Consider the following 11,718-nt stretch of genomic DNA (forward strand, 5'->3'; position numbering starts at 1 on the left):
TATTGGAGTTTTCCCATCATGTCGCACCTCACCCTTTCCCAATTTTTAGAACAAAAAACAGGGAATTTGACACCTGAACTTGCACAAGTGATTGAAACAATTGTAAATACCTGCAAAACAATTGATCAATTGTTGCAACAAGGTGCTTTAGCTGGGGTATTAGGTAGCGCAGAAAATGAAAATGTACAAGGTGAAACTCAAAAGAAACTCGATGTCATCTCAAATGATTATTTAATTGATGCGTTAAAAATTCATCCTCAAGTCGGTGGTTTGGCATCAGAAGAATTAGACGAATTCACGCCTGCACAAGAAAATGGTAAATATCTGGTTTTGTTCGATCCACTTGATGGTTCAAGCAACATCGATATTAATATGTGTGTAGGCACAATTTTTTCTATTCTTTCAGCAAAAAATGCAGTGACTCAAGCTGAAGACTTTATGCAAGCAGGAACCGAACAAGTTGCTGCTGGTTATGTATTATATGGTCCTTCAACAATGATGGCACTGACTGTCGGTGCGGGCACTCTATTTTTTACTTTTGATCCAAAAACTCAAGCATTTTTACTCACTTCTGACCAAGTTCAAGTGGCAGCTGATACACAGGAATATGCCATTAATGCATCAAATCAACGTCATTGGGAAGCACCTGTAAAACGCTATATTGGCGAACTTCAAGATGGTAAAACATCAGTACGTGCTAAAGATTTTAATATGCGCTGGGTGGCGTGTATGGTCGGTGATATCCATCGTATTCTTTGTCGTAGTGGTATTTTCTTATATCCGTATGACACCAAAGATCCACAAAAAGCGGGTCGTCTACGCCTAATGTACGAAGCAAACCCAATGAGTATGCTCATCGAACAAGCCGGTGGAGCATCTACGACAGGCCGTGTTCGTATTCTTGATATTCAACCTACCGAAATGCATCAACGTGTGCCTGTTATTATCGGTTCAAAAAATGAAGTCGAATTAGTCAGTCACTATCACCATTAATTTAAACAATGGAAGTTTGTGTTTTTCACTGACTTCCATGGATATTTTCATATGCCAGCTTTTTTTCTTGAATCTAAAGATAATCCTAAGATTAAACACCTACGGGGTTTAATTGAACAAAGTTCATTTCGAAAAAAGAATCGTCAAACAGTATTAGAAGGCACACATTTAAGCCTTGCTTGGTTAGAACAAAACCGTAGCATTCATTCCATTTTTACTACTGAAGTTGCTTATAGCCATCCTGATTTAGAAAAAATTGTATCGATGTATGAGGGTAATGTATTTGTACTCAGTGAATCTTTATATAATGATATCAGCACACTCGGAACTTCTTTAGCGTGTCTTGCGATTGTTGATTTACCCAGTTCAAATCAAGCCTTAAATTTTAAAGAAGACACTCTTATTCTGGATAATATTCAAGACCCAGGCAATGTCGGAACACTAATACGTTCTGCTGCCGCAGCAGGTATTGAACAAGTGGTCTGTACTAAAGGTTCAGCTTCTATTTGGTCACCTCGCGTGCTTCGGGCAGGTATGGGTGCTCATTTTTCATTGCAAACTTATGAAAATATTGCGCTTGAAGATTTGTTAGAAAAATTCACGATTCCTGTATATGTGACAAGTTCACATCAATCTGAAAGTGTTTATTCTAAAAACTTAAGAAAACAATGTGTCTGGATCTTGGGTAACGAAGGCCAAGGTGCATCTAATTATGCATTAAAACATGCAGAAGCTGTCTCAATCCCGCAACCGGGCGGACAAGAATCCTTAAATGTGGCTATTGCAGGTTCGATCTGTTTCTTTGAAATGGTACGTCAGCGCTTATAATCCATTTCTTTCGTTACTTTATTTTAAACAGCCGTTGTGAAGGTTTAAAATAGATTACACTAGAAAAATAATAAATTTTGTGTCAACCAAACCATTATTTCCAACGTTATATGTGCATGAATGTGGAAATAATGGTGGGTATCCAATGACAGGATTTTCCATCTCTATGGATTTAGCACCCAAACAGTCTGAATCGGAAAACTTGAGTATTCTAAAGAGTACGGCAGAACAACGCTTAAAAGTTTTTATGCAAGATGTGACTGGACGGGCCTTAGTCATGATGGAAAGTGCAACACAAGGTCAACATGGTATAGCGATGGATTTAGTGCAAGAAGCATTTATTTCCCTACATAAATCATATGCAGAAAAATCAACTACCGAATGGTACCCCCTGTTTTACACCATTTTAAACCACAAACTACAAGATTGGCGTAGAAAGGAAGCACGTCGCGCTCAACCTTTCTCTTTTTTTAAAAAGATTAATCTTGATGACGATGACATTGAACTCAACGAGATTGTTGATGAAAATACTCTGAATCCATTCGATTTTCTTGATCAAGCAGTCACTGCCGAAGAAATACAAGATGCGATTGGTCAACTTCCTGTACGGCAACAACAAGCTTTTATGCTCCGAGCTTGGGAAGGTTTTGATACCCATACGACTGCAGAAATTATGCAATGTAGTGAAGGTAGTGTAAAAACACATTATCACCGTGCTATTCAAGGTCTTAGAACTTCTTTAGCACATTTAAACCCATATGGTGGAGGGTCATCCGAATGAAACAAGATGATTTCTTAAAAAAACTTACATCCAAACTTGATGGACTTGCACAGCATCACCAAAATAAACCTGTGGTGATGACGCAGGTGATTGAAAAAATTCAAAACAGAGAGACATCTCGCTATGGTCTTTGGAAAATGTCAGGTTTTGCACTTGCTGCGGCCATTACAGGATTTATGATATTTCCAAATGCAATGGATATTGCAGATAAGCCACAAAATCAAGTTATTATCACTCCGAAACTTTCACCACAGATGGTTGAAGATTTGGAAATGTTAATGGTTCTAGGTGAGGATAATGCTTCACATGGCAGCTAAAAGATTAGTCTTTGCTTTTTGTGCACTCGGATTTTTGCAAACTAGTTTCGCGGGTTTTGAGCGTTTTTGGATTTTTTCTAAAGATGCGAATACACAAGTTGCTGAAACATGGGAAACTCTTTCTGAGGCTGAACAACGTGCACTCATTCAACGTTATCAATCCTTAAAAGAGCTCCCTAAAGCCCAAGGCACTGCTTTACATCAGCGTATGGATTGGTTTACTCAACTCCCTGAACAAGAAAAACAGAAAATGCGCGAGACTTGGCAACAAATGAGTAGTCAGGAGCGTAAAGATTTGGGTTTACGTATGCAAGAAGCCAGCCCCGAAGAGAGACCCGCTATTCGGGCTGAATATATGGACAAATATTTAGCACCAAAATCTTTAAGTCATTAATTTTAAAAAGATATGACCCACAGTTTCTAATTCTAGAAATTATTCCCCAAACAAAATTTATACTTTAAATATAGTAAAAATGACATTTTAATAATTTTCGTTTTCATCTAAAGCAAGCAGAATTTTTTGATGGATTTGAAAATATACTAGATTAGCATTCTCAAATCTTACTCCGCTCATTCTATTTTATAAAAATCATTCATAAAAAATGCCTCACAAGTGAGGCATTTTAATTATTGAGTTTATACGTATTTTCTACGACTTCTATACAGACCAAGCCCGATTAGCCCCAAAATACTCCATAGGCCGACACTACCGCCGCCACCTGAAGCAGTTGAATTGGTATTTTTTACCGTATTGATTAAATCAATAGTGGCTTCATTCGAAATTAAGCCTTCTGCATCAAAAATAGTATATTTAATTTCATAATCAAACTGACTAAAGCTATTTTTAACTTCGAATCGCAGCTGTCCACCATAGCATGTATCTTTAATATTATTACCCGGACATGGTCCACTGCGGTCTGCTGTAACTGTTAAACCAGGAGGCATAGGCCCCAATTTTATAGGTAACTCAACTCCATCCGCATTTTTATAAAATTTGCCAATATAGGGTACATTTAAATGTGTCGTGACACCATCACCATCATCGCTATCATTGGTTAATGGATTGACACTGATGACCGTATTTGAGCTTGGAGTAATAGAATAAGTATCATTTTTTGCAATTGGAGCCGTGTTTGAAAAACTTACCCCTAATATTCCAGAAGAAGTGGATGAATCTCCAACTTTATTAGAAGTAAGGGTATAAGAGCAATATCCTGAACCTTCCAATAAATCTGCCTTACCATCTAAACGATAAATGATGATACGTTTTAAATCAGCTTTCCATTCGCATTTTAAATTAGGATCTTCCTTACCAACAAACTCAAATGCACCATTCTTTTCAATAAATGCACCTACCCCATATACACGAGTCGAAACATTATAATTACTGGTATTTAACGCTCTTAATTGAGTGGGACCATTCATGTCAGTAGAAACAAGTTCTTCTGTTGGCAAAGCTAGCGCAAATGGATCAACATAGATAGGACGATACTGAGCATACTGCTTCGTATATTTTAGCAAGTCTTCAAATGCTTTTAAGTCTTCTTTATCTTTTTCAATATAATCTTGATTGTTTTCAGGATTAGCCAGATATTCCTTTAACACATCAATATTTTTTTGATAATTCTCTATTAATGTAGCATAAGACTGATTCTTCAAATCGCTTACATCAGTTGCAGTTAACCGCATTAATTCAATTGAACCGATATCACATGTATTTTTCAGTGTTGGATTTAACATCAACGTTTCTTCAGTTACACGTGTTACACCTCGCTGATCAATTTCGCTACATCCTTTTACATCGCCAATATTAACTAAATCTGTATCATTCTGATTATCTTTAGGATAATACATTGGCAAAAATAAATTATATTTTGAAGCTGTCTGTAAAGGGGATAAAACTGTCGCGAGACTTATGCCACTTAAATCTTTATTTTTATTTGAATTATCAGAATTACTGGTCGCCTTTTCTGGTAAATCACATTGCCCCACTCCCGCATTAAGTTGAAGTGCATTTTGTGAAGCCACCAGTGGCAACTCAACATCTTTTACATTGCCATTATTTAAGGCATAGCGACAAGACTTTCCTTGGTTATAGGCCAGAATATTAAAACTTAAACCAATTATACCGTTATTGTCATAATAAAAAGTACTAAAAGCATTATTCTCTACGATGGTATTACTGAATGCAGTAAAAACATAAGCTGAACTTAATTTATGATTTATTCCATTCACTGCGTAAATAATATGACCATTTGTACTATTTGCTACATTTTGCGCAATAGTATTTGCACTTAAGCTTACTTTTGGATTACCACAAATATCAATTGTACTTAAGCTGGTAGGTGATCCATTTTTGACAATACTACTATTAATAATACTTAAGGTCGGTTGCGTATTGAGTAAGTTTGCTTCACAGTCCATCGCAATGACACTACCCCGCTTAGCATCATTCCCTTCAATAAGCGTATAACGAATATCAATTTTCTTTTCCGTGTTTTGTGCAACGAAATAAATTGCACCACCTTCTTGGTCCGATTTAGAATTTAAGATTGCACTATGACTTAAATTTAAAGGCCCCCCAAGCAGTAATGCTCCACCTCCACCAGTCGATTTCCCATTTTCCAATGAAATATATTCAAGACCAAGTACTGACTGACTATCTAAAGTATTGAAAATTCTTGAATTACCTTGTGCACTGATTTTAGTTTTCAATTTCACAGTCGCAGGATATTCATTGGTCAATACATCTTTACTTGAATAATCAACGGGTAGTTTTCCAGAAATAGTAATCTGAGAAGCAGGTCTCAATTCACTTTTAAGAATATATTCGCCTTCTTCAAGTTGAATTCTATCACCTTGTCCCAGACTCGTATTACCTGCTCCACAACCACCGTAAGCTTTATTCATCTGAGCTGTTTTAATGGCTTCTCTTAATGAGCATTTATTTAAATTTTCACCATCTTCATCATCAAAAGTATTAACGTAAAGCGTTTTATCCTCTGCAGCCATTAATGACATAGCAGACAATACCATGACGCACAGCAATCCCTTTTTATAATTTTTCATCGACTATCCCTAACTATTTTTTATATCGACGTAATCCGATTAAACCTAATAAGGTCAATAATCCGAATAATCCTGTTGCTCCACCTGAGGCTTTTACACTGCTACTTTCCATTTCATTTTTAGGTGATTGCACAACATTTACATTCACTTCCAAGTACGGTCTATTTTTATTTAAGCGTGTAGAGGATGTTACCAAACGAATTTTAAATAAATCTGCCCCATGCCATGCACCTTGTGGTTTATAGACCAAGTTTCCTTCTTCATCAATGGTCAGTTTACCCTTAGAAGGTGTTTGAAGTTGTACCACCTGCATACACCCTGGCTGCCAAGCTTCACCTGTAGGATTTTCACCTAATATCGCATTACATTCTTCTTTTGGAACCAAATCACTATCGCTGAGTTTTTCAACGACCGAAATTTCTGCTATCTCACCAATCAATAAATCTTTACCGACTAAACCAGCAGTTGGAGGTACAATAATTTCTATTGCACCTCGATCACAAAAAGAATTATCAAGATCACGACTTTGACTACGCTGATCTGCAAATTCACATCCGATTAATTTTTTCTCTTCTTCACGCTGCTCACGCCCTTTATTAATAATGAGTGAATCTGATAGATACTGATAGCTCATTAAAATACGTGGACGGAAGTAACCTAAAAAAGTATTTTCTGATTGAAAATATGGACACAATAAACTGTTTTTATCTGCACTGAGTGATTTACATTTTCCGTCTATACTCTCGCCTGCGATGAGTTGAGTTCCATTCCAAATATCATTGGGATAATTGATATCTCCAGTGGTACAGCTACTTGTAACCAAATTGTTTTGATTAAAGCTTTTGTCTCCAGCCGTAAAACTACAGTTATTATCTTGACTTACAGGATACGGATTCCCTAAAACAATACTATTAGCCAAATAAGCTTTTTCTGCAGGTGCATTAAATTGAATACCCGCACTATTTCCAACCACGGTCAGATTATTTAACCCCATACCATCCCGAACATTGACAATGAACCCTTTATTTTTATAAAAAGTACTATTTGCAATTCTAAATGACATTGAAGGGAAAGCAGAAATTGTTGCGGGATCTAGAGTATTCGCAGAATAAACGTTAGCACTATTGGCCAAAGTCGTTTCATTTTCACGAAGAACTGAATTGTATATTCTAAATTGAGGCACTTGACTATAAAGGATAGCTCCTTGAGCCGCTTTATTTTTTTCGATTAAGCTAAATCTCATTTCAACGAGACTTCGAACTGTCGTTTCTTTATTTGGAAGTGTAGCCATATTATAGATAGCACCACCTTGAGTCGCAACGCCTCCAGATAATTTCACATGATCCAAAAACAAGAATTCATTGTTATAAATCAGCCCACCCTTCTCGGCACAAACTGACTGGTTACAACCCAGCAAATTCACTTCAATAAGGTTAACTGAAATTACCCCATCTTTTTTATCGTCAATTCGAAATATATTATCTTTGGCTGTCATTTGAACGATAGCATTATTGATACCCGCTTCAGGTTTTTCGCCCTCGGCTGTATCATCAATGGTTTTTAAACTCAGTGCAGCAGTAATGTTAATATGACTGTTTAACTTATAAATTAATTGTTTTTTTAGCACGATGGTTGAACTAGATTCTTTTCCACCACAACCAGAATAGCCAGCTTCAGGTAAACCTTTATTCACGTACTCAATCGCTTTACGCAATGAACACTCCTGACTTTCTGCTCCGACATCTTCAGTCGTTGTAACGACGATATCAGCACTATAAGCATGTCCTGCAAGACATAACATACTTATGCCTATGCTCCGTTTGAGCATAACCTTCTCCTTGTATTCTTTCTCTATATTTTTTTTCTTAAGTTGCACATTCCTTGCAACCTCGAACTATTTTGCTGTACTTTGTCACAGCTTGAACGATTTCTCAACTTTTTTTATGCTTTACCGATATTCATCGATCAAAGCATAAATTTGTCTTAAATTGGCATGACTGATTTTAGTTTTCTCACCTTTGAGCAGTTGAACCAATTGTTCTAAAGTCTGTAATAAAATAGAGGTTTGATGAGGCCCTTGATTCAGTAAATAGTCAATAATTTGCTGATCAATATGAATACCTCGACGCATCAATACTGAATTCACCAAAGCCAAACGATCTGCATATAAGCTTCCAGTTGGAACTTTAACGCTCACAGCTTGAGTTAGTCGTGATTGTAAGTCTGGAAGTTCAAGCTTCAATTCTATCGGTGCTACTCGCGAAGAGAAAACCAACTGACCGCCCCCTTCATTGTTGTAATTAATCAGATGAAATACTGCTTTTTGCCAATGTGGAACACCACTGATGGCTTCAATATCATCTAAAGCAACTAGATCATATCGATCTAGAGAAGTAATGGCTTCAGTGGGTGCATCCAGTAATTCAAGCAAAGAGACTTTAATTGCAGACTTCCCGACATCTAAATAAGAATCACAGATGGCTGAAAGTAAGTGACTTTTACCAGAACCTGCGCCACCATAGACATAAAATCGGTTCATTAAACCTGCATGCAGCTGTCGAACTGCATCAATTACATGTCCCCAACTCGGACCCGAAAAGTCACCAATTCGGGCATCAAGCTGAGGTTCTATATCTAACTGCAATTGACGCATATATGAATCTTGACCTTAAGGTTTTTTATTTTCGATTATTTCAATCTTACTGTTTTTTTCAGTATCTTGCAGATTTTTTAAAGGATCAGTTTTAATCTGTACATCTACATCGACCTGTTCGGATTCTACACTCACACGACCAGATGAAGTCCCTTGAATAATGACCATCGAAGGATCATATAATCGACTTCTTTCATAATAATCACGTGCATGGCGAAGTAGAACTACAATCACAGCGGCAACAGGCAATGCAATTAACATTCCTAAAAATCCTGCCAATTGTGCACCTGCCAGTACAGCAAAAACCACTGCTACTGGAGATAGACCAATTTTATCTCCCAATAAGAAGGGCTGCAAAACATAACCTTCAATCGCCTGACCAATCAGAAAAACACCTAGAACCAAAGCCAAATGCGTCCAATCTAAGCCAAACTGAAATAATGTTGCAATCACAGCAGCAATAATGCCCACACCAAATCCGAGATAAGGAATAATACTGGCAAGCCCTGCAATCATGCCAATGATCAAACCAACTTCCAATCCGATCAATTGCAAACCTACTGCATATACAATGCCCAAAAGGAACATGACTAAAAATTGTCCTTTTACAAATGCACCCAATACACTATGACATTCACCCACAATACTTAAGGTACTTTTTTCATACGAACGCGGAATAAGGCGGCGTAAACTTTCAAGCATACGATCCCAATCTAGCAAGAAGTAGAATGCAATAATCGGAATAAGAACAACAACCCCACCAATTTGAATAAAATTCAAACCTGATTGAGCCACTCTTAATAAGACGGTTTGAATGCTGTCAGCACTATAATTGGTCTGGATATATTGCATCACCACACTGGACATTTGTTCAGTATCAATTTCCATGGCTTCGACATTAAAAGTTTGCGATATCCAAGGTAAAAAAGTGTAATTTATCCAATGTATACCGGCAGGAATACTGTCCCGTGCATACATTAATTGCTGCCAAACCAACGGCACAACATACCAAATGGCTAAAGTAACAAGAACGCCAATTCCGATAAAAACAATACCAATTGCCAACCAGCGTGGTAATCCTATTTTATGCAACTTATCGACTAAAGGACTGAATAAATAAGCAACTAAGAATGCCGCAATAAACGGCAAGACTACAGGCTTGAGCAAATACAAAATCCAAAGGATTAATGCAATTCCTGAAAGTATAAAAATACGACGCAAGGTGCGATCAACCATAGATTCTGGCCTTTTTTTGGTTTATTCATTTTAGAAATTAAAATATTTCAATAAAGATAGCATTTTGGCGCATAAATAGCATAAGAATTTCGTATATTCAGGTATAATCGCGGCGCGAATGCGGAGACTTCATAATGAGCAACTCAACTTCCCCAAACACTGGTTTAAGCTATAAAGATGCAGGCGTCGACATTGAAGCAGGCGATGCGCTTGTTGACCGTATCAAATCTGTCGCTAAACGCACCTCACGTCCTGAAGTTATGGGCGGATTAGGTGGCTTTGGCGCTCTTTGTAAAATTCCGAAAGGTTATGAAGAACCTGTTTTAGTATCTGGCACAGATGGTGTAGGTACAAAATTACGTTTAGCATTGAACTTAAACCGTCATGACACAATTGGTCAAGATTTGGTTGCAATGTGTGTAAACGATCTTTTGGTCTGTGGCGCAGAACCATTATTTTTCCTCGATTATTATGCAACGGGTCATCTTAATGTTGATGTGGCTGCAAATGTTGTAACAGGTATTGGTAAAGGTTGTGAGCTTGCAGGCTGTGCGTTGGTCGGTGGTGAAACTGCAGAAATGCCAGGCATGTATGAAGGTGAAGATTACGATCTTGCTGGTTTCTGTGTAGGTGTCGTTGAGCAAAGCAAAATTATTGATGGCACCAAAGTAAAATCAGGTGATGTTTTAATTGGTGTGGCATCAAGTGGCGCCCATTCAAACGGTTACTCTTTACTTCGCAAAATTATTGATGTGAAAAATGTAGATTTAACTCAAATTGTCGATGGTCGTCCACTTGCCGATGTCGCAATGGAGCCTACACGTATTTATGTTAAATCGTTGCTACAACTTTGCAAAGAAGTTGATGTACATGCGATGGCGCACATTACAGGTGGCGGTTTACCAGGTAACTTACCTCGTGTACTTCCAGACGGTGCTCAAGCAATTGTCAATGAATCTTCTTGGGAATGGCCAGAATTATTTAAACTGCTGCAACGCGAAGGCGGAGTTGAACAGTTTGAAATGTATCGTACCTTTAACTGTGGCGTAGGCATGGTGATTGCAGTTGATGCTGCAGATGCTGAAAAAACAGTTGAATTACTGACGAAGCTTGGTGAAAAAGCATGGAACATGGGTCACATTGTTGATAATGCTGAATCTGTGGCAGGTGCTGACGAAAAAATTCGCGTTATATTTGCTTAAGTATCTCGCATGATTAAAATTGCTGTCCTTGTTTCAGGCAGTGGAAGTAACTTACAAGCCCTGATCGATGCCGATCTTTCAGGGAAAATTGTGGGGGTTATTTCTAATAAACCTGAAGTTTATGCATTAAAACGTGCGGAACATGCTCACATTCAAACTGCGGTCATTGAACACAAACAATATCCTAACCGTGAAATTTTTGATGATGTCATGCATCAACAATTGCTCGAATGGGATGTTGATTTAGTGATTCTTGCAGGCTTTATGCGGATTTTAAGTGCTAAGTTTGTGCAGGCGTGGGAAGGGAAAATGCTAAATATCCACCCTTCTCTTTTGCCTTCTTATAAAGGTATGCATACACATCAACGCGTTTTAAACACAGGTGATGTTTTGCATGGCTGTACTGTGCATTACGTGACTGCTGAATTAGATGCAGGTCAAGCATTAGCTCAGGGTTTAATTCAAGTGAATGTACATGATGATGTTAAAACACTGGCAAATCGTGTACATATTCTTGAACACATCATTTACCCACAAGTGGTAGAGTGGATTTGCACACAAACCATTCAACATACTGAACAAGGTGTGTTATATCGGGGTCAACCACTGTCTAAACCTGTTCAATTCTGTACGTTTTAA

General features: G+C 37.7%; 11 protein-coding genes. 7 read left to right on the forward strand and 4 right to left on the reverse strand.

The genetic code is table 11. The features are described from left to right. The first annotated feature begins 18 nt into the window (after positions 1 to 18). The 5 genes from GA0116959_RS07325 to GA0116959_RS07345 all read left to right on the forward strand — a co-directional run bounded on the left by GA0116959_RS07325 (position 19) and on the right by GA0116959_RS07345 (position 3,313). Entirely contained in the window at positions 19 to 993 is a 975-nt protein-coding gene (locus tag GA0116959_RS07325) for a class 1 fructose-bisphosphatase (RefSeq protein WP_092719874.1), read from the forward strand. A 51-nt stretch (positions 994 to 1,044) separates the two neighbouring features. Further along, the gene (locus tag GA0116959_RS07330) at positions 1,045 to 1,821 is read left to right on the forward strand and encodes a TrmH family RNA methyltransferase (protein WP_092719876.1); all 777 of its coding nucleotides are present in this window, start codon (positions 1,045 to 1,047) and stop codon (positions 1,819 to 1,821) included. Between the two features lie 166 nt (positions 1,822 to 1,987). After that, positions 1,988 to 2,602: an RNA polymerase sigma factor gene (locus tag GA0116959_RS07335; protein ID WP_053578330.1), complete on the forward strand. Its 615-nt coding sequence runs from the start codon at positions 1,988 to 1,990 to the stop codon at positions 2,600 to 2,602. Beyond that, complete coding sequence (locus GA0116959_RS07340) at positions 2,599 to 2,919, forward strand: hypothetical protein (protein WP_053578331.1); 321 nt, start codon at positions 2,599 to 2,601, stop codon at positions 2,917 to 2,919. Before GA0116959_RS07335 ends, GA0116959_RS07340 begins: the two co-directional genes overlap by 4 nt. Beyond that, entirely contained in the window at positions 2,909 to 3,313 is a 405-nt protein-coding gene (locus tag GA0116959_RS07345) for a DUF3106 domain-containing protein (RefSeq protein WP_053578332.1), read from the forward strand. Before GA0116959_RS07340 ends, GA0116959_RS07345 begins: the two co-directional genes overlap by 11 nt. A 242-nt stretch (positions 3,314 to 3,555) precedes the next feature. Here GA0116959_RS07345 and GA0116959_RS07350 read toward each other — a convergent pair whose 3' ends face one another. From GA0116959_RS07350 to cxpE, 4 genes are all read right to left on the reverse strand, one after another. Further along, positions 3,556 to 5,988 carry a CSLREA domain-containing protein gene (locus GA0116959_RS07350; RefSeq protein WP_092719877.1) on the reverse strand — a complete coding sequence of 811 codons (2,433 nt, stop codon included), beginning with the start codon at positions 5,986 to 5,988 and terminating at the stop codon, positions 3,556 to 3,558. 13 nt (positions 5,989 to 6,001) lie between these two features. Continuing rightward, positions 6,002 to 7,816: a rhombotarget A gene (rbtA, locus tag GA0116959_RS07355; protein WP_092719879.1), complete on the reverse strand. Its 1,815-nt coding sequence runs from the start codon at positions 7,814 to 7,816 to the stop codon at positions 6,002 to 6,004. A gap of 120 nt (positions 7,817 to 7,936) precedes the next feature. Next, entirely contained in the window at positions 7,937 to 8,641 is a 705-nt protein-coding gene (hda, locus tag GA0116959_RS07360; RefSeq protein ID WP_053578335.1) for a DnaA regulatory inactivator Hda, read from the reverse strand. Positions 8,642 to 8,656: 15 nt separating this feature from the next. Further along, positions 8,657 to 9,877, reverse strand: a complete 1,221-nt coding sequence (gene cxpE, locus GA0116959_RS07365) for a chloramphenicol efflux transporter CxpE (protein ID WP_092719881.1) — start codon at positions 9,875 to 9,877, stop codon at positions 8,657 to 8,659. 134 nt (positions 9,878 to 10,011) lie between these two features. On the opposite strand from cxpE, the gene purM reads away from it, so the two are divergent. Both purM and purN read left to right on the forward strand, forming a co-directional pair. After that, on the forward strand, positions 10,012 to 11,079 hold the full coding sequence (gene purM / locus GA0116959_RS07370; protein ID WP_053578337.1) for a phosphoribosylformylglycinamidine cyclo-ligase: 1,068 nt from the start codon (positions 10,012 to 10,014) through the stop codon (positions 11,077 to 11,079). A gap of 9 nt (positions 11,080 to 11,088) precedes the next feature. Then, entirely contained in the window at positions 11,089 to 11,718 is a 630-nt protein-coding gene (purN, locus tag GA0116959_RS07375) for a phosphoribosylglycinamide formyltransferase (RefSeq protein WP_092719883.1), read from the forward strand.

It is taken from the genome of Acinetobacter albensis (genome assembly GCF_900095025.1).
In the GTDB taxonomy this organism is placed as follows: Bacteria; Pseudomonadota; Gammaproteobacteria; order Pseudomonadales; family Moraxellaceae; genus Acinetobacter; species Acinetobacter albensis.

Bases quoted from the DNA above. Each gene is read 5' to 3' on its own strand.
- cxpE (WP_092719881.1), bottom strand. From the start codon at position 9,877: ATGGTTGATCGCACCTTGCGTCGTATTTTTATACTTTCAGGAATTGCA.
- rbtA (WP_092719879.1), bottom strand. From the start codon at position 7,816: ATGCTCAAACGGAGCATAGGCATAAGTATGTTATGTCTTGCAGGACAT.
- GA0116959_RS07350 (WP_092719877.1), bottom strand. From the start codon at position 5,988: ATGAAAAATTATAAAAAGGGATTGCTGTGCGTCATGGTATTGTCTGCT.
- GA0116959_RS07335 (WP_053578330.1), top strand. From the start codon at position 1,988: ATGGATTTAGCACCCAAACAGTCTGAATCGGAAAACTTGAGTATTCTA.
- GA0116959_RS07345 (WP_053578332.1), top strand. From the start codon at position 2,909: ATGGCAGCTAAAAGATTAGTCTTTGCTTTTTGTGCACTCGGATTTTTG.
- purM (WP_053578337.1), top strand. From the start codon at position 10,012: ATGAGCAACTCAACTTCCCCAAACACTGGTTTAAGCTATAAAGATGCA.
- GA0116959_RS07330 (WP_092719876.1), top strand. From the start codon at position 1,045: ATGCCAGCTTTTTTTCTTGAATCTAAAGATAATCCTAAGATTAAACAC.
- purN (WP_092719883.1), top strand. From the start codon at position 11,089: ATGATTAAAATTGCTGTCCTTGTTTCAGGCAGTGGAAGTAACTTACAA.
- GA0116959_RS07325 (WP_092719874.1), top strand. From the start codon at position 19: ATGTCGCACCTCACCCTTTCCCAATTTTTAGAACAAAAAACAGGGAAT.
- GA0116959_RS07340 (WP_053578331.1), top strand. From the start codon at position 2,599: ATGAAACAAGATGATTTCTTAAAAAAACTTACATCCAAACTTGATGGA.
- hda (WP_053578335.1), bottom strand. From the start codon at position 8,641: ATGCGTCAATTGCAGTTAGATATAGAACCTCAGCTTGATGCCCGAATT.